This is a genomic window from Thermococcus coalescens, assembly GCF_055392585.1.
Genome location: NZ_AP043764.1, coordinates 1,867,659 through 1,889,225, shown reverse-complemented (window position 1 = coordinate 1,889,225; position 21,567 = coordinate 1,867,659). Strand labels below are relative to the sequence as shown.

Below are 21,567 nucleotides of genomic sequence, written 5' to 3'. Positions count from 1 at the left end.
ATTTGAATGATGAATGGTTGTCGTAAAAAACCTTTGCCCGCATAGGTTTAAAAGGGCGTGAGTGTAACGGGTTACGGGCGATGACGACTAGCAAGCATGCTGAAAGCTCACGAATGATGACGTGAACACCCACCGAGCCCTTCGATACGTTTATTAACCTTCAGAGGGAGGTTTTTACATGAACATCTTTGTCCCACTAATCGCCGGTGTTCTCATCGGCTACGTTCTTCGCCGGAGGGGACGTAAGGTAAACGCCGACCTTCCAATGAGCGCCGCACTTCTGCTCCTGATATTTTTCATGGGTGTGGAAGCGGGGAAGGTCAGAATAGATGCCCTGTGGCTCCTCAGTTCGTCCATAGTATTCGCCGCCCTGACCATAATCGGCAGCCTCGGGATCGCTCTCATCGTGGGGGGTAGGGGATGAGGTTTCTGATTTACGTTCTGCTCGCTCTGACTGCGGGCATACTCACGGGGCACTTCTATGCCCCAGAATTCGGCAACCTCTATGAAATCATGCTCTACCTGCTGATACTTATAATAGGAATTGACCTCGGTCAGAGCTTTCGCCTGGGAGAGATTAAGAAGTTGGGGAGGCTGGCCATAAAACTGCCCCTCGGTACCCTCCTGGGCTCTCTCCTGGGTGGCCTCGTCGCTTCCCTGCTCCTGGGAATAGAGCTCAAGTGGGGGCTCGCGATAGCCGCCGGCTGTGGCTGGTACAGTCTCACCGGGCCGCTGATCGCCCAGTATTCAGCGGTCTACGGCACCCTCGGATTCCTTGCCAACCTGACAAGGGAGATATTCACCGTTCTCCTCTACCCCGTCGCTATTGGAAGAATGCGGAAGGAGCTGGCGGTTTCCATGGGCGGGGCGACAACGATGGATACGACCCTGCCCATAATGACGAAGTTCGGGGGCAGCGAGGTTGCGCTGATAGCCTTCGTTCACGGCTTCGTGCTCACGGCACTTGTACCGTTTGTGGTTCCGTTCATACTACAGTTCTGACCAATAACCTTTTAAGTTCAAACGTTTTAGGTTCTATCGACAAACCTCCGGGGTGATAAAGATGGCTGAGGTCGAACTCGTTTTCAAGGTTCTGAAGGAGGCCGGAAAGCCTCTCAAGAGCAAGGAAATAGCCGAGCTCGCTGGAATCGACAAAAAAGAGGTTGACAAGGCTATCAAGATCCTCAAAAAGGAGGGCAAAATCATCTCGCCGAAACGCTGCTACTATGCCCCGGCAGAGTGAGAGTACTTCTCGCTGAGCTTTTTGAGGACGGCCTCGTGCTGTTCCTCGTTTCTCTTTATCTCCTTGACGAGCTCCCTCACGACCGGGTGGAAGGCCCTCCGGGACAGTCTGTCGTAGAGCTCCAGCATGTCCCTCTCCAGCTCAAGGTATCGTCCAAGAAGCTCCCCCACCTTTCCATCCCCGTTCTCAGGCAGGACAACCTCCGTCGGAAAGTCTTTCAGGTACTCCTCGATTATCTCCTCAGGAGGAACCCTGGCCCCCATTGCGCCGAACCCCAGCGGCATCACGACCGTGGGCAGGCCAGGAATGAGAGCCACTTCACCAGCACTCTCCCCAGTTCCATACTCCTCCACCAGTCTCACGGAATCGTGATATGCCCTTTCAAGTGCCTCCATCAGATGTCTGTGGAAGGCCGCATCTATGGCCATCCTCATTATGAGGGCCCTCAGGTCGGCATACTCTGGATCCCTTAGCTTCTTAAGGAGCTTCCTGTACTCCCTCTCTGCCTTTTCCTCCAGCCTCTTCAGCTCCTCAACCGTGGTTATCATCCTCTCCATGGCCCCCACCCCCGGAGCAGTTTAATAACATTTAGTTATTTAAAAATTTTGGTTCAAAACGCAAAAACTTTTTTAAAGCCTCACCCCTACCGATGCCTGCAGGCACTATCATGCCTCACGGCTCGGGGGTCTCCGAGGCTGGGGCGAGTAGGAACCCACCGGGCCTCTGTGTGGAGGTGAGAGAATGAAGTACCCGAAGCAGATAAGGACTTACTGCCCCTACTGTAAGAAGCACACGATCCACAAGGTCGAGAAGGTCAAGAAGAGGCCGAGGAGCGAGCTCAGCCAGGGCCAGAGGCGCTTCAGGAGGATCATGAAGGGTTACCGCGGTTTCCCGAGGCCGAACCCGGCCGGAAGGGAGAAGCCGGTCAAGAAGCTCGACCTCCGCTTCAGGTGCACCGTCTGCGGCAAGGCCCACACCAGGGGACAGGGCTTCCGCGTGAAGAAGTTCGAGCTGGTGGAGGTGTGAAGCATGGCTCTCCCGAAGAACCTCATCCCGATGCCGAGGAGCAGGTTCCTCCGCGTCAAGTGCATCGACTGCGGCAACGAGCAGATCGTCTTCAGCAACCCGGCAACCACCGTTAGGTGCCTCGTCTGCGGTGCAACGCTCGTCGAGCCGACCGGTGGAAAGGGTGTCATCAAGGCCAAGATACTTGAGGTTCTTGAGTGAACCCTCCCTTTCCCCTAATTTTGCCTTCTGCTAAACTTTAAAAACATCTTTTCGTAAGTTACTCAGGCAGAGAAAATTTTGAGGTGGTTAAAATGCCGAGGAAAGCCAAGGAGTATCCCGAAGAGGGAGAGTTTGTGGTCGCGACTGTCAAGAGCATTCACCCTTACGGTGCGTTCCTCAAGCTCGACGAGTACCCGGGCAAGGAGGGGTTCATGCACATAAGCGAGGTTGCCTCGACGTGGGTCAAGAACATCAGGGACTTCGTCAAGGAGGGACAGAAGATAGTCGCCAAGGTCATACGCGTTGACCCGAGCAAGGGGCACATAGACCTGAGCCTCAAGAGGGTGAACCAGCAGCAGAGGAAGGCCAAGCTCCAGGAGTACAAGCGCGCCCAGAAGGCGGAGAACCTTCTCAAGATAGCGGCCGAGAAGATAGGGAAGGATTTCGAAACGGCATGGAGGGAGGTATGGGTTCCCCTTGAGGAGGAGTACGGAGAGGTGTACGCCGCCTTTGAGGATGCCGCTCAAAACGGGATGGAAGTCCTTGAAGACCTCATAAGCGAGGAGTGGATTGAGGCACTCAGGCCGATCATAGAGGCCTACGTCGAGATACCCACGGTTACCATCGATGCTGAGTTCGAGATAACCGTTCCCAGCCCCAACGGAGTCGAGATCATCAAGGAAGCCCTCATCAGGGCGCGCGACAGGGCCAACGAGGAGAAGGAGATAGAAGTCAAGTTCTCCTACCAGGGAGCGCCGAGGTACAGGATAGACATCACCGCCCCGGACTACTACAAGGCCGAGGAGGTTCTTGAGGACATAGCGGAGGAGATACTGCGCGTTATAAAGGAAGCCGGCGGCGAGGCGACCCTGATCAGGAAGGAGAAGCGCATCAAGAAGATAAAGAGGAGAGGGGCATGAGGTTCCGCATAAAGAAATGCCCCGAGTGCGGGCGCTACACCCTCAAGGAAACCTGTCCTGTCTGTGGAGCTAAAACCAAGGTAGCTCATCCGCCGCGCTTCTCGCCGGAAGACCCGTACGGCGAGTACAGGAGAAGGCTGAAGCGCGAGCAGCTGGGCATAGCAGGGAGGGAGTGATATGAAGGAGTCAGTTATCCACGTCTATGAGAGGCCCGAACTCAGAGACCCTGTCTTCATAGAGGGTCTCCCGGGCATAGGCCTAGTCGGAAAGCTCGCCGCGGAGCACCTCATCCAGGAGCTTCAAGCCGTCAAGTTCGCAGACCTATACTCCCCGCACTTCATGCATCAGGTCCTCATAAAGAGGAACTCCGTCGTTGAGCTCATGAAGAACGAGTTCTACTACTGGAAGAACCCGGACGAGAACGGCAGGGACATCATAATCATCACCGGCGACCAGCAGGTTCCACCAACGGACAGCCCCGGCCACTTTGAAGTCGTCGGAAAGATGCTGGACTTCGTGAGCGAGTTCGGCGTCCGCGAGATAATCACGATGGGCGGCTACCAGGTGCCCGAGCTCCAGGGGGAGCCGAGGGTTTTAGCGGCGGTGAGCCACGAGGAGCTGGTTGAGTACTACCAGAGAAAGCTTGAAGGATGCAGCGTTGAGGTTATCTGGCGCGAGGACGAAGGAGGAGCGATAGTCGGTGCGGCAGGTCTTCTGCTGGGAATGGGCAAGCTCCGTTCGATGTACGGGGTAAGCCTCCTCGGCGAGAGCCTTGGCTACATCGTGGATGCCAAGGCCGCAAAGTCCGTCCTCCTGGCGGTGACCAAAATCCTCGGTCTTGAGCTCGACATGACTGCACTTGAGGAGCGCGCCAGGGAGACGGAGGAAATACTTAGAAAGGTTCAGGAGATGCAGAGGGCCATGCTGGAGCAGCAGATGCCTCCCACCCCGGAGGAAGAGGACAGAGGCTACCTCTGAGTCCTGCCCTTTTCTTTTCTGACTGGATTTACTGGCAATCGCCGTTTCAAACCTTTGGTTGATAATACGCAGTTTGAAAAACACTTTTATTTCGTGCTACTCTTCTTATGACTGATGACACCAAAAGACTCATGGAGGTGTTTGAGTTGCACATACCAGATGGACTGCTGAGCACGCCGGTGATAGTAGTCACCTACGCGATAACGATAGCCGGAATAGCCTACGCAGTCAAAAAGCTCAGAGACTTCCCGGAGGAGAAGATACCGCTCCTCGGACTCTTCGCGGCAGGAATCTTCGCGGCGCAGATGGTCAACTTCCCGATAATAGGGGGCGTCAGTGGACATCTTCTCGGTGCGACTCTGGTTGCCATAATGCTCGGGCCCTACGCGGCAGTGATAGTCATGACCGCGGTTCTGCTGATACAGACGCTCCTCTTCGGTGACGGTGGAATAACCGCAATAGGGGCCAACATCCTTAACATGGGGCTGATCGGGGCCTTCATCGGCTACGGAGTCTACACAAAGCTCAAGGGCCTCAACGAGACCCTCGCAATGGGTTTTGCCGCATGGCTCTCAGTTGTTCTCGGGGCGACCCTAGCGGCGGTTGAGATAGGCCTCAGCCACAGCCTTCCGTTCCTCAAGGTGCTCACCCTGATGGCCGGCTACCACTCGATAATCGGAATCGGTGAGGCGATACTCACCGTCCTGATAGTCTATGCCGTAAGGGCAAAGCTTCCATCGATTGAGGGGGTGCCTGCATGAGGACGGTTTTCAAGGGCTTGATAATTATAGCCGTCGCCCTGGCTATAGTGCTGCCCCTCGCGTCGAGCAACCCCGACGGGCTGGAGGCAACGATGAAAAAGGTCGGCCTTGAGGAGAACCCGGTCTATCATGCTCCCCTCGATTACGGCGAAACCTGGGGCCAGAGCGTGGTCATGGGCCTGCTCGGGATCACCCTGGCCTTCGGGGTCGGCTACGGCCTGGCAAAGCTCGCCAGGGGTGCCTGAGGTGTACCTGCCCTTCATTTTCCTTTATGCAATTGGAGCCGTGACGAGAAGGAGCCTGATGGAGTTGGCCTATTTTGGACTCCTTTTCCTGGCGGTCACCCTCATCATGAGACCAAAGAGGGGCGTTTTCAAAAAGCTCGGCTTTCTCCTCGGCTTCGAGGGCCTCCTGTTCGTCATGGGCCTATTTAACCCGGGGAGGCCGCTCCTGGAGACGCCCCTTGGCCCGATAACCCACGAGGGAGTGTACTCGTTCTTCACCCTGCTCGGCAAGGCTTTCCTCTCCGCCGGAACGGCCGTGGTCGTGACCAGCACGGTGGGGTTCTCAAGGATACTCGCCGAGATGGAAGCGCTGAGGTTTCCCCGGATACTCACCCTTACCCTGGCCTTCACCTACCGCTACCTTGACCTCTTTGCGGACGAGGCTATTAGGATGAAGCGCGCCCTGGACTCAAGGGCCTTTGGCGTGGGGAGGAGGGAGTACTACAGGAAGCTCGGCTCCCTCATAGGCGAGGTTTTCGTCAGGGCATACCTCAGGAACGGGAGGATATACCGGGCCATGCTCGCCAGGGGCTTCGGCGAGTTTCCCAGCCTGGAAGAGCCGAGACCCAACGTCCAGACGGCGATGCTGGCCCTGCTCGCATTGGGGGGTCTGCTGGTATGATAGAGCTGAAAGACGTTTACTTCTCATACTCAGGCAGGGATGTGCTCAGGGGGATAACCCTCACGATTAAGAGGGGAGAGCTGTTCGGGTTCCTCGGGCCTAACGGTGCGGGGAAGAGCACCCTCATGCTCCACCTCAACGGGATACTCAGGCCAAAGAAGGGCAGAGTCATTGTGGACGGCCTTGACCCGGCAAAAAATCCGAGGGAAGTTCGGAGAAAGGTCGGAATAGTCTTTCAGGACCCCAACGACCAGCTCTTTTCACCGACAGTGTTTGAGGATGTGGCCTTCGGCCCCTACAACCTGGGTCTCCGCGGTGAGGAGCTGAGGGAGCACGTTCTGTGGGCGCTTGAAAGGGTGGGGATGCTCGAATACGCAGAGAGGGAAACCAGGGAGCTCAGCTTTGGTGAGAAGAAGAGAATAGCGATAGCCACGGTTCTCGCCATGGAGCCGGAGGTTATAGCCTTCGACGAGCCCTTCGCCAACCTCGACTTCAGGGGCAAGAAGATCATGCGGAACCTGATAACCGAGCTGAGAGCCGAGGGGAAGACGGTGATACTGGCCTCCCACGAGGCGGACTACCTGGCCCTGTGCGACAGGATAGCCTTGATGGACGGGGGAAGAATAGTCACCGTCGGAACCCCCGAGGAGATACTCGGAAACCCCAACCTTCTGAGGGAACACAACCTCGACGTCCCGCCGCTGGCCGAGCTTTTCCTGGGCCTCGGCCTTCCAATTCCGAAAAGCGTGGAGGAGGGAAAGGGACTGCTGGAAGAGTGGAAGGTGAGCGGATTTAACCAGAGTTATTGACTTTTTTATGTTTAAAGTTAAGTCCTTAAAACAGCCAGATTGTCATAAACTTTAAAAATACTACTTGCTTTTGTTATTATGGTGACTGCAATGAGTAGGTTATTAAAGACGCTCTGGATACTAATCTTAACAGCACTTTTAATAGGAACAGCCGTATCTGCGGAATGGATTCCGCCAAAGGACGGGATGAGAGTAGTCCTGACCGATGAGAACGGAAAGATGCTGAGGGGATTCTCGGGAGACTATGAGATTCAGGTTCAGATTGACGTTGCCACACCCTCCGGCATTAAGACCATTGGCCACTACAGAATCAAGCGCTCGGGACTTTGGAAGTTCGACATTACCAGAAGCGTTGTGAAAGTGGAAAATATCAAAAGGTTCTTCCCACAAATAAGCGAGGAAAAGCGCTATGGAGTCAGGGTTTCAGTCTGGGTTGTAGACAGGGAAAACGGCGCTCTCTACCGGGGAATTGGCTCAACCCTTCTCTCGGCTGAAGACTTGGATGGAACCCGCAAGAGGGTCGCGGTTGCGGTTCTCGAAAAAGAACCCCTCCCAAAACCCGCCCGTGAGGGAGGGTACTCCTATGTATGGAAGGTGGCGGATGACTCCTGGGAAGCGAAGGACTACGTCAAGGTCCCCCTGCTCATTATCGACAACAGGAACGGGAAGGGAAGGCTCCAGGGCTCGGTGTCCTTGGAGGCATCGTACAAGACGGAGTTTTCAGCGACCCTTGCCTATGGAACTGACTTAGAGAAGAAGTTCGGAAGTGGTGATCCAGTAAAAGTGCTCTCCTCTTCAGTGGACATATACGGAAAGAAATGGGTTCCAGTTGAGGGCAATTATTACTTTGGGGATATAGTAGATGTCCCCAAAGGGAGGATGGGCTACATCTACATCTGGGCCAAACCCTACTACAGACACGAAAAGGAGTATATCTGTGCTGGCGGCATGGGTGCTTACGGCTGCAGTGAAACGGGCAGAGAGAGAATAGACGTCGGCATCTACGATGTGAAAGCAAGTAAAGGAGTCAACGGATACATAATAGACGGCGGCGCATCCGTTGAGAGTCCCGATTTTGATTGGATCTTCTTTAAATTTACCAAAGAGGCCCTGAGATATCCACTTGGAGAGAACAAAGGAATAACCTTAAAATACCTTCTGAAGGGCACCAGCGGAAGCTGTGGCGTCAAGTTCGGCATAGGGATCCCCGTTGGGGCCATTGCCGTCGCATTTGGAGCGCCAGCTCCCGTAGCTGGACTCACGGCGTCGCTCCAGTACGAGAAAGCGGGCAGTATCTCGATAGATGGGACAGTAAAAGAAAATGGGCCCTCAATCATGCTTAGTGCTTTCAAAAGCTCCCAAAAATACAGGTTCAAAACGGGCTGGTTCAGCTCCTGCTCGGTGGAAATCCCGATAGGCTTTTATATAAAGAGCGGCTGAAATCTTTTCCCCTTTCCTTTTGCAGGCACACAGAAAAATAGGGATAAGGAAACTTCAGCCCTTAAGCACTTCCTCAAGCAATTTCAAACCCAGCTTAAGGTACTCTTCAGCTTTCTCCTCGCTCTTCGCCTCGCTGAAGACCCTGATTATCGGCTCCGTCCCGCTGGCCCTCACGAGAACCCAGCCGTCGTTGAAGAGGATTTTAGTCCCGTCGGTCGTGTCTGTTTTGTAGCCCTTTGATTCCGCCAGCTCAGCGACCTTGGCAACCACCGCCTTCCTGTCGCCATCTACCTTTCTCTTCGTCTTGAACTGGTAGTACTTCGGCAGTTCATCGATCAGCTCGCTGAACTTCTTGCCGGATTTGGCGAAGATCTCGACTATCTTGGCTGTTGTCATCGCCCCATCCCTGCCGAGGACGAAGTCCGGGAAGATAACGCCGCCGTTCTCCTCTCCACCTATCGTCCCGTTGTGCTCGAGAAGAGCACGGGCGACGATGAGATCGCCGACTTTGGTTCTCATTACTTCCGCGTTGTTCCTCTCCGCTATATCGTCGAGAAGGTTGGAGGTGGCTATGGTGGTGACGAGCAGCCCGCCGCCGTTCTCCCTCAGAACGGCATCGGCAACCAGAGCGAAGGTCTTGTCTCCCTGTATGAAGCGCCCGTTCTCGTCTATGAAGACGGCTCTATCTGCATCCCCGTCCTGGGCAACCCCGAAGTCCGCACCAATGGCCTTCACGATCTCCATGAAGCCCTTCAGGTTCTCCTCGTTCGGCTCCGGGTTTCTGGCAGGGAAGTGGCCGTCCGGATGGGCGTTGACGCTGACCACCTTGCAGCCGAGTTCCCGGAGCAGGTATGGCAGGGTGAGCGAGCCGGCGCCGTTGGAGGTGTCGACGACTACGAAGGGCTTCCTCTTCTTTATGGCCTCAACGTCAACCCTGACCTTTATCGCCTCGATGTATGGCCTGATGGTGTCCTCCTTCCTGACATTGCCTATCTCGTCCCACCTAGCCCTGTCGAAGTCTTCTTTAAAGAAAATATCCTCAACTACCGCTTCCCTCTCCTTCTTCAGCCCCATTCCGTTGGGTTCAAGCAGCTTTATGCCGTTGTATTCGGGTGGATTGTGGCTCGCCGTTATCACGGCGCCGCCGTCGGCCTTGAAGTGCGCCGTCGCGAACTGTATCGCTGGAGTCGGGGCGATTCCAACGTCTATGACGTTGCAGCCGACGCTGAGGAGCCCGCTTACCAGTGCATCCTTGAGCATCTTCCCGCTAACCCTCGTGTCCCTGCCGACCACGACGAGCGGTCTTTTTCTGCCTTCCCTCTTGAGCATCGTTCCGAAGGCCATGCCCATCCGGAGTGCAAATTCTGGGGTTATCATCTCGTTCGCTATTCCCCTGACGCCGAAGGTACCGAACAGCCTTCCCATTGCAATCACCTCACATTAGAGCACTGGCAAAGTTGATTATCATCATCACGAAGATGTAGAGCCCGTAGACGAACGCTCCAGCCTGAATCAGCGAGACGAGTATCTTCAGCGGCTTCCACCTGCCCGAGAGCAGGGGCACGGGTATGCCTATCAGTATCGCGGCGAACAGGTAAATCACCGCGTTCTTTATGGCCGAATAGTCCACGGGTATGTTTATCTGGGGGTAGGTTATGGTGACCTCCTGGCCCTGAACGGTGAAGGTTATGTCGGCGTTCTGAAGCCCCACGACGATTATGTAGGACATTATCAGCACAAAGAGCAGCGTGGGCAGGAGGCTGAGCGAAAGGGAAGATATGGAGCTGCTGAACCGCTCCCATTCATCCCCGCAGTTCTTGGCACTCTTCTGCTTCTTCTCATCCTCAGCCATTATCACTCCCTCCCGAAATCGTCCTCAAAACGAACTATATCGTCCTCATCCAGATACTCCCCGATCTGGGTTTCAATGACCTCAAGAACCACCTTACCGGGGTTCTCAAGTCTGTGGACGACACCAGCGGGTATGAAGGTGCTCTCTCCCGGCCGGAGAAGTATCTCCTTCTCCCCGACGCGAACCTTTGCGGTGCCTCTGACGACAACCCAGTGCTCAGAGCGGTGATAGTGCATCTGAAGGGAGAGCTTCTTGCCCGGGAGAACTGTCAGGCGCTTTATCTTGTAGCGGTCTCCCTCCTCCAGAACGGTGTAGCTTCCCCATGGCCTGTAGGCTGTCCTGTGAACCATGACACGCTCGTCGTTCATCTCCTTAAGGCGTTTGTAAACCTCCTTTACCCTCTGCCCCTCCCCGCGGTGGGCGACGAGGAGGGCATCGTCCGTGTCTATGATTATGAGGTCCTCGACCCCGACCGTCGCTGTTAGACGGCTCGTCATGACGAGGTTGTTGCGGGAGTTAACGCCGACGTGATAGCCCTTCCTGCCTCCCACCTTGACGGCGTTCCCGCTCTCGTCCTTCTCCATTACCTCGTAGATGGCGTCAAAGCTGCCCAGGTCGTTCCAGTAGACATTGAGAGGAACCACAGCAGCCCTCTCCGTCTTCTCCATGACCCCGTAGTCAACCGACAGCTCCGGGACAAGCTCGTAGGCTTTCTCGATGCTCTCCGCCTTCTCAAAGGCCTCGTAGACACCAGGGGCGTGCCTCTTCACTTCCTCGGTGAAAACCCCCGTGTCGAACATAAACATACCGCTGTTCCAGTAGTAGCCGTTCTCAACGTAGCGCTTAGCCGTCTCAAGATCCGGCTTCTCCTTGAACTCCGCCACCAGGTAGCCGCCCTCAAGCTTCTCCCCGGGTTTTATGTAGCCGTAGCCGGTGTGGGGCCTGGTCGGCTTTATCCCGAAGGTCACCAGGTAGTCCCTGGCAAGTTTCTCCGCGTTTCTAAATGCCTTTACGTAGTTCTCGTTGGCGTCTATCAGATGATCCGATGGGAGCACAGCTACCACTGAATCTCCAAAGGCTTCCTCGATCCTCTTTATCCCCCAGAATATCGCGGGCAGGGTGTTCTTTCCCCTCGGCTCAAGGAGGATGTTGTTCTCCGGAAGCTCAAGGCCCAGCTCCCTCAGGTCATCGAGAACGCGGAACCGGTATATATCGTTGGTGACCACAAAAATCTCGTCCGGTTTGGAAAACGCAAGGGCCCGCTGGACGGTCTTTTGGAAGAGGGAGTACTCGTCGAACATCCTTATGAACTGCTTGGGCATCAGCTCCCTGCTGAGAGGCCACAGCCTCGTTCCCTTCCCGCCGGCGAGAATCAGAGTCTTCATAACACCACCTCCAGTAGTTCGTCGATCGAGCTTATATTTTTAGCCCTCCGATGCCTGAGGGCCCCCACGAGGAAGGCATGATCGACAACGTCGAGGAGGGGGAAATCGTTTTCCCCATCACCCACAGCGTAGCTTTCCACCCTCCCAAGGCGGGAGTACAGCTTCAGCAGTTCCACGGCGGCACGCCCCTTATCTGTGTTCCCGGTCACGCCGATGAACCTGCTGCCCCGCGATACCCTGAGACCCCTTTCGGAGAGCAGCTCCTCGAAGCCCGGTCTTTCCCATGCAAATATCGTCTCGCTGTAGTCCCGTTTCATTGCAAGCCCCGCCAGATTTTCGGGCAGACCTGTGAAGGCCATGACGTCATCGAGCGTGCAGTTTCCGTAGTACCTGAGGCCGTATTCGGGCGCCAGGGGGTCAAGGATGCGTTTGATACGGTCGTACTTTTCCCCCAGTTCAATGAAAATGTACCTGCCGCGCCTCACCCCTGGAACGTCAAAGGGGAAGTAGCCCTCCGGGATCACGACGGCACTCCCGTTCTCGACTATGAAAGGACCATCAAGCCCCCAGGCCTTTCTGTAGTACTCCTGCTCCGCGAAGGTCTTCGATGAGTTGAGCACGACCTCGAAACCCCCGTTGATAAGGGACTTGAGGACTGGCCTAACCGGCTCGGGGGAGTAGTCGTCACCGAGCAGGGTTCTGTCTATGTCCAGGAAGATAACCTTCATTCTCACACCTCAAAGCGCAGGAGCGTTTCAGCGTTGTCTTCGAGGGTCTTCATCCACTGATTCGCGTTTATGTTCTCGATGGGGGGCATGATTCTTGGCTTCGGCGGCTCCTCATTCTCGCCGATGAGGCCGTGGAGACGCAGTTCCTGGAGGATTCTCCGCTTGAGGCTCTCTGTGGCAAGTTTGGAGTGATAGATTGCCCCAAGGGAGCTTAGGATCATGTTCCTGACGTGCTCCTTCCCCTTGTCTTCATGGAGGTGGGGGTTGAGGGTCTCTATCTGGAAGACCTCAACTCCCTGGTCATAGACGTCCGTGTGGGGGTCGCTGCCCCACCTGCCGAAGGTCTCAAAGAGGTACACCAGTTCGAAGGGCTCTATCGAGTATCCGGTCGAAAACGGCATAATCTCAGCCAGTTTCAGGGTCATCGCATGCTCCCCAGCGTTCCCCGTGACTATGATGTTGGTCTCAAAGTTGGTCGCCACGCCGAAGAGGGCGTTCATATAGCGGTTGGTTATCTCGCTCACACGCCCCCACTTCTTGAAGTAGAGCCCCCTGGTGCTGACCTTTGGCTTATGCCTCCAGCTCAGACGAACCATCGCATACTCAGTCTCGCTCATCAAAAAACCGGCCGCGTAGTCCTTCACATACTCGTTGACCGAACCTGGGATGTAGTTGTCGGCGTCGATAAAGCCCACGTATTTGGCGCCGATTGCCTTAGCGATGAGTATTCCGATGAGCATCCCCTCACCCTTGCCGCTTCTCACGGCACCGTTTTCATTGAGAACGTCGGTGTATCCCGCCTCTCTGAATGCTGCAGCAATGCCGCTGTCCTTCTGATGAACCATTATTATCCGAGACCAGGTCAGGTTGTAGAAGTGCTTGACCAGGTCAACCTCCTGCTTGAAGAGGTTGGGCCCCTCCCTCCTGCTGTTGGAGACTATTATTATCGGGCACTGGTGGGGTATCGCCTTCAGAACCCCGTCGACTAACTGGAGCTTCTCGTTTTTCATCGGAACCACTATGGCCATGTCCTCAAGTATGCCGTAGATGTCCTCCCTGGGCACATTGGTGACGGTAAAGCTCCCCACGTCTCGCGTCTGAGTGTCCAGCTTGATGACCTTCTGAACCTCGTAAATCTCAACTGCCCCAAACAGCTCCTTGTAAACCGGAGCCTCCAAAAGCAAATCGATCACCCCACTATAATTTTCGAAGATGAAAATGAAATACCGTAAAAAATTTTGGGAGCGCAAAATAAAAAGGTTTGTTTTACGGACGCAGTGCAAACTCTCCGACGAAGGCCGAGCTCGATATGGTGTCGCCGATTCCGACGGTTGACTTGGGCTTCGCGACTATCTTGGTAGGCACAAAGGCGAGCTGGTAGCCATTCACGTCAGCGATGCCCTTCTCCATACCGTACTTCTCCTTAAGAACCCCCTCCACGGCTTTTGCCCTCTCGTTCACTGGGACGTCCATGGCCTTGACCACGTCGTCTATGGAACGGACGTCACCGAGCTTTGCCTTGGCTGCCGCAGCCAAAGCCGCAAAGAGCAGCGCGTCTCTGATGAACTCGCCCTTATAAGCCGTGAGAGCCAGGTAGTATCCGTAGGTGTGGAAGTGTATCCTCCTGACGCCGGTTTTTTCGGCAAGTTTGAGCATCGCCTCCGTAACCGCAACTGGATCGACCGGGTCGTGGGCAAGGAGCTTTTCGGCAAGGGCTTTCTCACCGAGGATTTCCATTATCGAGGCCAGCTCGACCTCGTTCAGCCCCACGCTCCAGAACTTTCCGAGGAGATCAACGAGGGCTTTCCTGACGGTTCTGTCTGCGGTGAAGGCGAACTCAAGGTGGACTGGGGTGTTCTTATCGTTGAGGATTTCAAGGTGTCCCCTGAGAGCTTCAACGGGCTCACGATAGTTCTTCCTAGTGAGTGCCTGCAGGCCGCTTATTACGGCCAGCTCGGACTCCGAGGCGATCTCCCCAAAGTGCTCGTGGAACTCCGGCCTTATATAGACGTTCGGGTTGTAGTCGTCGGCAGAGCCTATGAAGCGGTTCTCCCTCGGTGCCTCGAAGTCGAAAACCCTGAACCCGCGCGGAAACTCGTAGATGTAGTGGATGCAGTTCTCCTCGTCCCCGGCGAAGTCCCTCGGATGGACGAGCCTGAGCTTTCCACCCTCAGCTTTGGGGACGTAAATCGGACCGTCCTTGAAGAGCTCCGCCTGGAGCCTTGAAAGCTGGGGGACGTGGGCTATGACCGGAACGTTGTAAACGCCCCCAAGGAGGTTGGCCATTATCCCCACCTGGCCGCCCATCCTCAGCTCCTCCCAGCCCCACTGCTTCATGTAGAACCTGACGTTGCAGCTCTCCACGAAAAGCTCCGCGGCCTTGCCCCGGCGAACGCTCCATAGAATTCCGCCAAAGAGGTGCTCAAGGGAGGTTATCTTCTCCGGGAGTTCGTCCGAGTATCTCAGAACCTCATCTGCCCCAACGTACCGTACCCGCCGTTCCAGATCCTTGGAGTCAAGGTACTTTACCGCGTCGATGTTCGTGTTGTAGGCGAGAAGAACCCCTCCAACCTTCCCGATGTTCCCGCGGACTTTATCAAAGGCCGATGAGTAGAGAGCGTCCCAGGACATTGTATCACCGGGAGTGATGTAACCATAGGAAGTTAATAAGGGTTGCGGTGAGAAAAGGAAAATTAAAGGCTCACTCCTTCCATCTCGGGTTGTCCACAACCTTGACTTCGCCGTTCTCCTCAACGACCAGCTTGGAGAAGCCCTTCTCCGCTATGCTCCCGTAGTCGTGGCCGGCATCGGCGGGATAAATCGCCAGGAAGATGAACGGCTCATCGCCCGTATTGACGGTCCTGTGGGCCCAGTATGGTGGAACGTAGACTACCGTCCCCGGGCCCATCTCTATCCACTCGGCCCTCCCCTTGGGGGTCTGGAGGAGCATCCCGCCCTTTCCCTTGATGCCGTAGTATATCTCCGCCCTGTCCGCCTTGGAGTGGTAGTGTCCCTTGGTGAAGAAGAACTCCTTTCCGACCCTGCCCGGGTGGAGGACGGTGGTTGCGAAGTTGAGGTCTCCGTCCTTCTCTTCCTGCTCGACGGCATAGACCTCATAGACGACCGGGTTTTCCTTGAGGAGCTCGCTGTATGCCTCTTCATCGAGGAAGTAGCCCTTCAAGTCGCTCAGCCTTCTGACGAGCTTTTTGGCGCCGGGAATAACGCCGGTTTCGAGGTCAATATCAACACCAAGCGGGTTCTTGTACTCCATGGGAAACCACCGTGATAGAAGTGAGGGCGGGCCTATTTAACCTTTCCCTTCTATATCACCGGAAGTGTTACACCAGCCTGAAGAGGAGGTAGGCAACACCGATGGACACTGCCCAGGCTCCTGCGTTCCAGCGGACGACCTTCGAGCCATCCAGCGGAGGGAACGGGAGCAGGTTGAAGAACGCCAGCCACAGGTTGACGGTTGCCGTCGTCCTGAAAACCCACCAGAGGGACGTGAACGGAGGGGCAGTTCTCAAAAGGATCAGGGCGACAATGCCAACGGCTATGTTGGTCAGGGGGCCAGCGAGGGCTATCTTCCCGAAGGCTTCCCTGGAGTCGACGGCGTAGGGGGCATAAACCTGAACAGCGCCTAGGGCGGCGAATATCCACGTCGTCCCGGTGAGGAGACGGGTAGTTATGCCAACGAGGAGAGCGAGGAGCGTGCCCGTTTCCCAGCGTTTGTAGTAGGCCCTGTAGCCGTAGTGCCTCGCCACCTGCCTGTGGGCGAGCTCGTGGAAGAGAAAAGCCGTCAGAACCGCCACGGCCGCGTAGGGGAGGGAGCGGGGGTCAAAGTTGGAAAACAGCAGAGTGAGGACTAGAAAAGAAATCAGCAGATCTTCGATCTCCCCCCTTCCTGCACCCCAGGGCCTATTCACAGCGCGCCAGGGTTCGTAGTTCATCAGAACGCCCCGCGGGGAGAATTCACTTGCCCTTCACTTCAATCTTCTTGCCGATTACAAGCTCCGCCGCCTTAACGGCCGCACCGCCGCTCCCGACGGCTATTCTCACCTGATCCTCCGGAACGTAAACGACTATCCTGTCCTCAAGCTCCTCGATTTCAAGAATCTTGACGTTGAGCATTTTTTCGAGCCTGTCCTTCATGGTGGATCCCCAAGAATGCTGTGGCGGTTCCAAATATAAAAGTAACGAATCAATCGAAGTCCCAGATGGTTCTCCCCTTGTAGAACATCATGACGTAGCCGCAGTTCCTGCAGATGACTATCTTCACCTTGTGGGCAGTGAACCCCCATTTGCTGTCTATCTTGCCCTCCTCAACCTTAAAATCCGTCCCGCCACAGAGCGGACATACCAGACGCCTTCTTTCCATCATACCACCCCCGCAGTCGGGTAGGGCGAGAGGAGCTTCCCCTCCCCTGCCCTGTCGAGAAGGTGCTCTATCCCCGGCTTGTGGCCGAGGCCAACGACGGCTATGACCCTCGGCCTCTTAACCCCCCGGAGCTTGAGGTTCTCGACTATTGAGATGAGATTCCTCGCCATGACCTCGTTGCGCTCCTCCACCAGGACGCGGTAGAGGTAGGGGTAGCGCCTCCGGAACTGAACCATCATAACCCTGTACTCGGCCATGGGGTCTGAAGCCTGACCACCCCCAACGGGAAGGAAGAGGCCCAGCGCTTCCAGGGCCATGAGGAGCTTTTCCCTCCCCGGTGCGGCGAGGATTTTTGAGAGTATGAGGCTTATGTTCTCGTCTATGAGGTAGAGGGGGACGCCGAGGGTCTGAGCGGCGTTTATGGCGGCTTTCATTTCCTCCCCCGGCTTCATCCCGAACTCCTCTCCGAGCTTTTCCTCGACCTTGGCCAAAGCGTAGTTTATCAGCCCCTTCCTGCCGAAGCGCAGCGATTCCTCCAGAGTCAGCCGCCGGTTCTCGTTCATGGCCAGAAAGCGCGCCCTGTCAAGTTCTACCGCAACGGCATGGGGCCTTTCAGTGAGTATCGTCCTGATTACCTCTTCCCTGCTCTTTGGCGAAACGTGCATCGTGCCTATGAGCTTGACGTAGCGAAGATAGCTCATCTCCCCTCCTCCAGAAGGTTTCTCACGCTGAATTCACCGGATTTAAACGTTAGAAGGTCGAAGTCCCTCGGAACCATGAAATCCACTCCAAAATCCCGGCATATCCGCGAGGACTCGTCCAGATATTCATCATACGTGTAGCGGAAGGCCCTGTGGAAGAGGGCGAGGAGCTTAACCTTGGCCTTTTTAGCGACCTCACATGCCTCCTCCACCGTCGAGTGATAGCTATCACCCCTGTGGGCGGGGTTCAGGTAGGTCGCCTCGTGGATCAGCAGGTCTGCCCCCTCCGCAAAGAGCCTCACCCTTTCGCAGGGTTCCGTGTCACCGGTGTAGACGACCTTCAGCCCCCTCCTTCTCGGCCCGGTGACGTCTTCAAGGCGGATTATCCTGCCGTTCCACTCGATCCGGCCTTCCCTTTCAAGCTTCCCGAGGATCGGCCCCTCGCTCAGGCCGTACTCCGCCAGCTTCTCGGGCAGGAACTTTCCGCGCCGGTCTTTTTCCTTAAAGACGTAGCCCAGAGCAGGGATCCCGTGCTCGACCTTGAAGCTCCAGATTTCATAGTCCCCGAACTTCAGCCTCGTCTCACCGAGCTCATGGACGTGTATATCGAAGCCCGGCCGGAAGAAGCCGCTGCTGAGGAAGTTCTGAACGAACTCGAAGGTGTACTTTGGCCCGTAGATGTGGAGGGGTTTCTCCCTGTCCCACAGGTTCATGGTCTGGATCAGTGCGGCAAGGCCGAGGTAGTGGTCGCCGTGGAAGTGCGTTATGAATATCTTCTCCACCTTCATCGGGCTCAGTTTTGCCGCGTTCATCTGCCGCATCGTACCCTCTCCGGCGTCGAAGAGGATTATCTCCCCCCTGTATCTGAGCGCTATTGCCGGGACGTTCCTTTCCTTTGTCGGCATTATACCGCCGGTGCCGAGGAAAATCACTTCTAGCATGGTCTATACTTCCCACGACCCCTTAAAACCCCACCGCCGGCTGAACCGTAACAGATTAGTGGACAAACATATCAGTTTCTCCTGGGATAAGTAACATGAATCAATGAAAACTGTTTTATATTTCAAGCTTCAATAGTACTGTGGGTTTACACAGGTTTGCTCTTCTGCAGACCTTTGTAAACTCAGACAAAGGAGGCGAGTTCATGGAGAGAACGCCTATCCTTCTGGTTTTTCTGTTCCTGACCGTTGCAATACTTACCATATGTATTCCAAGGGCGAGTGCCCAGGAGGCCGACCTGATTCATGGCTTAGGTGGCATGGTCATTAAGGATAACGAGATCATCATAGGGGACAGGGGGGACTACATCTGGGGTTTTGAAAACGAGAGCGGTGGCTACGTGGTACAGTTCCAAACGGGCTATGAGAAGTGGGACGAGCTGATAGCGTGCGACATAAACGGGGACGGGAAGGACGAGATAATCCAGGGAGACAGGAGCACGGACAAGATATACATCTACGACATGCACGGGAACGAACTTAAGAAGTGGGACGTCAATTTTGAGAGCGGAGACGACCTGACCTGCGCCTTCTGGGGCTACGTGGACGAAGAGACAGGGAAGGTAAGGGGACACTACCGCCTATACGTAGCGGACAGGAGCAGGGACCGCATCATTATCATAGAATACGGCCTCATGTACACCCCGGGTGAGGACAACGTCGAGTTCGAGTACGGGGACAGCATCACCGGCATGGATGCCAATGGAGACGGAGTCTTCGACGAGATTATACTCGCTGACCACGATGAAAACGAGCTCCGCATCATGGAGGATCACTACATGAAGCCCGGATTTGGCCACGAGGAGATAGTCCTTGTGACCACCCTCGGCCTCGACGACTACTTCGACCTCACAGAGAGGGACGAGGTGAGTGCGGGGGACGTCAACTTTGACGGGAGACCGGAGCTCGTCATAGCGACACAGGACAGTGGCAACAGTGGGGCGAGGAGGGGGATACATGTTTTCAGCATAGAGTACAGGAACAACGTCTACTCACTCAAAGAGCTGAGCTACTTCCCAATTTCATTCAAAAAAGGCGACAGGATGGTGGTTGGGGACGTCAACTCCGACGGCCTTGACGAGATAGTCTGGGCGTCACAGGACGACGGGAGGGTGAGGGTCTACGACATGGAGGGGACTCTCCTAAACGGCCCCAACGGGCTCGAAACCGAGTTCACCTACGGTGCCGGTTTGGCCGTCGGAGACGTGAATGGGGACTCCATAGTTGTGGGCCCACCAAACAAAGCCACCCTCCACGTCGTGAACCAGGTCGTCGCGGTGATAAACTCCCCGCCAGTGGACTACGACGCCATAAACGAGACCGGGAAGTTCTACGCCGAGTACACGAGCAAGCGGACGGAGGAGTCCGTGGCATCAATCAAATCCACCCACGACATGAGGCTCACCGCCGATCTCCGGTACAAGCAGGGGATGGGCGGCCTCGTCACCGTCGAGGTTGGGCTGAAGACATCTATTGGATACAAACTGCAGCACGAGATGGGGAACGCTTACGAAACGGCGATAACCCAGAAGATGCTCGCGGATATGGCGGATGGTGCGATATACGTGAGCACTGACTACGACCTCTACGAGTTCCCCATAATCTCACCACCGGAGCTCGCCGTAATAAACGGCAGACAGCAGTATATTCTTGTGTCGATTCCCAAGGGACCGCCCAACGTCCACTTCGAGAGCTACGACTCGGAGCTCCACGAGATAGGGGACATCAACACCTACCCCACCAGGATAACGGAGCTCAAAAACTACGAGCCCGCTAATGTTCTTGGAATGTTCACGATAGAGGCGAGCGACGTCCAGAGCTCCTATGAGCAGTACACCAAGCAGCTCAATTGGGAAAAGGATACAAACACGTTCTCAGTCGGAGTTTCCCTCCATGTAAAAACCTCCCTCGGGAGCAGGGTTATAGCCGGAGTTGAGGGCTCCCTTCAGGGCGACTACGGCTACGAGAGGGTCAGAACCCATGAGGTAAAGTTCTCGGACGAAACTTCCGTACTGGTGGCGTACGAGGGGAGAATAGAGGACAGGGACAAGTGGTACAACGCCACGGGGGTCATCTACAGGGACAGCGATGACGGACATCTAGTCCTCGACTTCTACGTGCCGAGCAAGGGGAGCTATTACGAGGGGAGGAACCAGAGTCCGATATTCATAAACATCGGCTTCTTCCGGATAAACTTCGACGTGCTGAGGATGATGAACAAGCCGCCGGAGTGCTCAATAGAGGCGACCCCGGGCAGTGGCAAGATGCCCCTTGACGTTGGCTTTAACCTGTCTCTTAGTGATCCTGAAAACGGCTCAATGAGGTGGGAAATGGACTTCGGCGATGGTTACACTCTCGAGGGCAACTACACCGAGCTGAGGCATGTTTATGAAAACAGGGGCAGCTACCATGTAACCCTAACAGCCTACGACCCGTGGAACGCGAACGCGACCTGTAGCGCTACTATAAACGTCCAGCACAACGAAAAACCGAACGCACTCTTCAGCTACTCGCCGTCGGAGATAAAGGCCGGCGACGAGGTGAGCTTCATGGACAGCTCAAGCGACCCCGACGGCAGCGTCACCGGCTGGAGCTGGAACTTCGGCGACGGAACCTTCTCGGACGAGAGGAACCCGGGGCATTCCTACGCCACACCGGGAACCTACACGGTCATGCTCACCGTTGAAGACGAGAGCGGGCTTAAGGGAAGCTACTACAAGGAGATAAAGGTTGAACCGAGGAACTACTTCCCAACGGCCGACTTCACGTTCCTGCCCAAGGAGCCGAAGGCCGGGGAGGAAGTTAGCTTCGCCGACAAATCGTACGACAGGGACGGGAGCATAGTGAGCTGGAGCTGGGACTTCGGCGACGGCTCAACTTCGAACGAGGCGGAGCCCGTTCACGCCTTTGCTAAAGCCGGCAACTACACGGTAACGCTTACCGTGAGGGACGATGGCGGAGCCGAGGACGTGAGGAGAATCACCATAGCCGTGAAAGAGGGCGAGGCAGCGACCTCGCAGACTCCAGCGGAAACTACTTCCACAACCCCCGCTGGGACGAGCACGACATCAACCCCGGAGGAAACGAGCAGCCCCACCACAACCACCGGGCCAGGTGCCCAGGGCACGACCCCATCGAGCACCCGGCCTTCTCCAACGGAATCCGGAGGAACCTGCGGGCCTGGAATCATAGCCCTCGTGGCAGTCCTCGCGGCGCTTCTCAGGAGGCGCTGAGCTTCCCC

Annotated in this window: 27 protein-coding genes; 14 read left to right on the top strand and 13 right to left on the bottom strand. The window is 55.7% G+C overall.

From position 1 onward, the window contains the following. Positions 1–178: 178 nt before the first annotated feature. The 3 genes from ACZ5M3_RS10540 (at position 179) to ACZ5M3_RS10530 (ending at position 1,243) form a co-directional block, all read left to right on the top strand. Positions 179–424: a hypothetical protein gene (locus tag ACZ5M3_RS10540; protein WP_464839523.1), complete on the top strand. Its 246-nt coding sequence runs from the start codon at positions 179–181 to the stop codon at positions 422–424. After that, positions 421–1,002, top strand: a complete 582-nt coding sequence (locus ACZ5M3_RS10535; RefSeq protein WP_464839522.1) for a LysO family transporter — start codon at positions 421–423, stop codon at positions 1,000–1,002. The genes ACZ5M3_RS10540 and ACZ5M3_RS10535 overlap by 4 nt, the downstream gene beginning before the upstream one ends. Before the next feature lie 61 nt (positions 1,003–1,063). After that, positions 1,064–1,243, top strand: coding sequence for an HTH domain-containing protein (locus ACZ5M3_RS10530; RefSeq protein ID WP_167891690.1), 180 nt, complete (start codon positions 1,064–1,066; stop codon positions 1,241–1,243). Here the strand turns inward: ACZ5M3_RS10530 and ACZ5M3_RS10525 are convergent. After that, positions 1,225–1,800: a hypothetical protein gene (locus tag ACZ5M3_RS10525; protein WP_464839521.1), complete on the bottom strand. Its 576-nt coding sequence runs from the start codon at positions 1,798–1,800 to the stop codon at positions 1,225–1,227. The two genes, ACZ5M3_RS10530 and ACZ5M3_RS10525, sit on opposite strands and share 19 nt — an antisense overlap. Before the next feature lie 184 nt (positions 1,801–1,984). Here ACZ5M3_RS10525 and ACZ5M3_RS10520 point away from each other — a divergent pair, with 184 nt between their 5' ends. From ACZ5M3_RS10520 to ACZ5M3_RS10475, 10 genes are all read left to right on the top strand, one after another. Continuing rightward, positions 1,985–2,269 carry a 50S ribosomal protein L44e gene (locus tag ACZ5M3_RS10520; protein WP_014012391.1) on the top strand — a complete coding sequence of 95 codons (285 nt, stop codon included), beginning with the start codon at positions 1,985–1,987 and terminating at the stop codon, positions 2,267–2,269. Between the two features lie 3 nt (positions 2,270–2,272). Further along, positions 2,273–2,470: a 30S ribosomal protein S27e gene (locus ACZ5M3_RS10515; RefSeq protein WP_012571194.1), complete on the top strand. Its 198-nt coding sequence runs from the start codon at positions 2,273–2,275 to the stop codon at positions 2,468–2,470. Between the two features lie 92 nt (positions 2,471–2,562). Next, complete coding sequence (locus ACZ5M3_RS10510) at positions 2,563–3,390, top strand: translation initiation factor IF-2 subunit alpha (RefSeq protein ID WP_464839520.1); 828 nt, start codon at positions 2,563–2,565, stop codon at positions 3,388–3,390. Further along, positions 3,387–3,566, top strand: coding sequence for an RNA-protein complex protein Nop10 (locus ACZ5M3_RS10505; protein ID WP_297091789.1), 180 nt, complete (start codon positions 3,387–3,389; stop codon positions 3,564–3,566). The genes ACZ5M3_RS10510 and ACZ5M3_RS10505 overlap by 4 nt, the downstream gene beginning before the upstream one ends. Position 3,567: 1 nt before the next feature. Beyond that, positions 3,568–4,368, top strand: a complete 801-nt coding sequence (locus ACZ5M3_RS10500) for a proteasome assembly chaperone family protein (RefSeq protein WP_464839519.1) — start codon at positions 3,568–3,570, stop codon at positions 4,366–4,368. 146 nt (positions 4,369–4,514) lie between these two features. Beyond that, positions 4,515–5,129: an energy-coupling factor ABC transporter permease gene (locus ACZ5M3_RS10495; protein WP_464840919.1), complete on the top strand. Its 615-nt coding sequence runs from the start codon at positions 4,515–4,517 to the stop codon at positions 5,127–5,129. Next, entirely contained in the window at positions 5,126–5,374 is a 249-nt protein-coding gene (locus ACZ5M3_RS10490; protein WP_464839518.1) for a PDGLE domain-containing protein, read from the top strand. Before ACZ5M3_RS10495 ends, ACZ5M3_RS10490 begins: the two co-directional genes overlap by 4 nt. A gap of 1 nt (position 5,375) precedes the next feature. Beyond that, positions 5,376–6,035: an energy-coupling factor transporter transmembrane component T family protein gene (locus ACZ5M3_RS10485; RefSeq protein ID WP_464839517.1), complete on the top strand. Its 660-nt coding sequence runs from the start codon at positions 5,376–5,378 to the stop codon at positions 6,033–6,035. Beyond that, positions 6,032–6,844, top strand: coding sequence for an energy-coupling factor ABC transporter ATP-binding protein (locus tag ACZ5M3_RS10480; protein ID WP_464839516.1), 813 nt, complete (start codon positions 6,032–6,034; stop codon positions 6,842–6,844). Before ACZ5M3_RS10485 ends, ACZ5M3_RS10480 begins: the two co-directional genes overlap by 4 nt. Before the next feature lie 78 nt (positions 6,845–6,922). Then, positions 6,923–8,284 (top strand): hypothetical protein, encoded by a 1,362-nt coding sequence (locus ACZ5M3_RS10475; protein WP_464839515.1) that lies wholly within the window; start codon positions 6,923–6,925, stop codon positions 8,282–8,284. Positions 8,285–8,338: 54 nt separating this feature from the next. Here ACZ5M3_RS10475 and glmM read toward each other — a convergent pair whose 3' ends face one another. From glmM to ACZ5M3_RS10415, 12 genes are all read right to left on the bottom strand, one after another. Then, on the bottom strand, positions 8,339–9,709 hold the full coding sequence (gene glmM, locus ACZ5M3_RS10470; RefSeq protein ID WP_464839514.1) for a phosphoglucosamine mutase: 1,371 nt from the start codon (positions 9,707–9,709) through the stop codon (positions 8,339–8,341). 10 nt (positions 9,710–9,719) lie between these two features. Continuing rightward, positions 9,720–10,136 (bottom strand): hypothetical protein, encoded by a 417-nt coding sequence (locus ACZ5M3_RS10465; RefSeq protein ID WP_464840918.1) that lies wholly within the window; start codon positions 10,134–10,136, stop codon positions 9,720–9,722. Between the two features lie 2 nt (positions 10,137–10,138). Beyond that, positions 10,139–11,521 carry a mannose-1-phosphate guanylyltransferase/mannose-6-phosphate isomerase gene (locus tag ACZ5M3_RS10460; protein WP_464839513.1) on the bottom strand — a complete coding sequence of 461 codons (1,383 nt, stop codon included), beginning with the start codon at positions 11,519–11,521 and terminating at the stop codon, positions 10,139–10,141. Further along, entirely contained in the window at positions 11,518–12,249 is a 732-nt protein-coding gene (mpgP, locus tag ACZ5M3_RS10455) for a mannosyl-3-phosphoglycerate phosphatase (protein ID WP_464839512.1), read from the bottom strand. Before mpgP ends, ACZ5M3_RS10460 begins: the two co-directional genes overlap by 4 nt. Positions 12,250–12,251: 2 nt before the next feature. Beyond that, positions 12,252–13,433 carry a mannosyl-3-phosphoglycerate synthase gene (mpgS, locus tag ACZ5M3_RS10450; protein ID WP_464839511.1) on the bottom strand — a complete coding sequence of 394 codons (1,182 nt, stop codon included), beginning with the start codon at positions 13,431–13,433 and terminating at the stop codon, positions 12,252–12,254. Between the two features lie 82 nt (positions 13,434–13,515). Then, positions 13,516–14,880: an ADP-specific glucokinase gene (locus tag ACZ5M3_RS10445; protein ID WP_464839510.1), complete on the bottom strand. Its 1,365-nt coding sequence runs from the start codon at positions 14,878–14,880 to the stop codon at positions 13,516–13,518. Positions 14,881–14,950: 70 nt separating this feature from the next. Beyond that, the gene (pgiA, locus tag ACZ5M3_RS10440) at positions 14,951–15,520 is read right to left on the bottom strand and encodes a glucose-6-phosphate isomerase (RefSeq protein ID WP_464839509.1); all 570 of its coding nucleotides are present in this window, start codon (positions 15,518–15,520) and stop codon (positions 14,951–14,953) included. Positions 15,521–15,587: 67 nt separating this feature from the next. Then, on the bottom strand, positions 15,588–16,199 hold the full coding sequence (locus tag ACZ5M3_RS10435) for a site-2 protease family protein (protein WP_464839508.1): 612 nt from the start codon (positions 16,197–16,199) through the stop codon (positions 15,588–15,590). 22 nt (positions 16,200–16,221) lie between these two features. Further along, a complete protein-coding gene (locus ACZ5M3_RS10430) occupies positions 16,222–16,401 on the bottom strand; it encodes a KH domain-containing protein (protein WP_167903715.1) in 180 nt (59 codons plus the stop codon). 49 nt (positions 16,402–16,450) lie between these two features. Then, complete coding sequence (locus ACZ5M3_RS10425) at positions 16,451–16,627, bottom strand: zinc ribbon domain-containing protein (protein WP_464839507.1); 177 nt, start codon at positions 16,625–16,627, stop codon at positions 16,451–16,453. Continuing rightward, positions 16,627–17,328, bottom strand: a complete 702-nt coding sequence (locus ACZ5M3_RS10420; protein ID WP_464839506.1) for a TraB domain-containing protein — start codon at positions 17,326–17,328, stop codon at positions 16,627–16,629. Before ACZ5M3_RS10420 ends, ACZ5M3_RS10425 begins: the two co-directional genes overlap by 1 nt. Then, complete coding sequence (locus tag ACZ5M3_RS10415) at positions 17,325–18,269, bottom strand: ribonuclease Z (RefSeq protein ID WP_464839505.1); 945 nt, start codon at positions 18,267–18,269, stop codon at positions 17,325–17,327. Before ACZ5M3_RS10415 ends, ACZ5M3_RS10420 begins: the two co-directional genes overlap by 4 nt. A 203-nt stretch (positions 18,270–18,472) precedes the next feature. Here ACZ5M3_RS10415 and ACZ5M3_RS10410 point away from each other — a divergent pair, with 203 nt between their 5' ends. Further along, positions 18,473–21,559 carry a PKD domain-containing protein gene (locus ACZ5M3_RS10410; RefSeq protein ID WP_464839504.1) on the top strand — a complete coding sequence of 1,029 codons (3,087 nt, stop codon included), beginning with the start codon at positions 18,473–18,475 and terminating at the stop codon, positions 21,557–21,559. Positions 21,560–21,567: the final 8 nt, after the last annotated feature.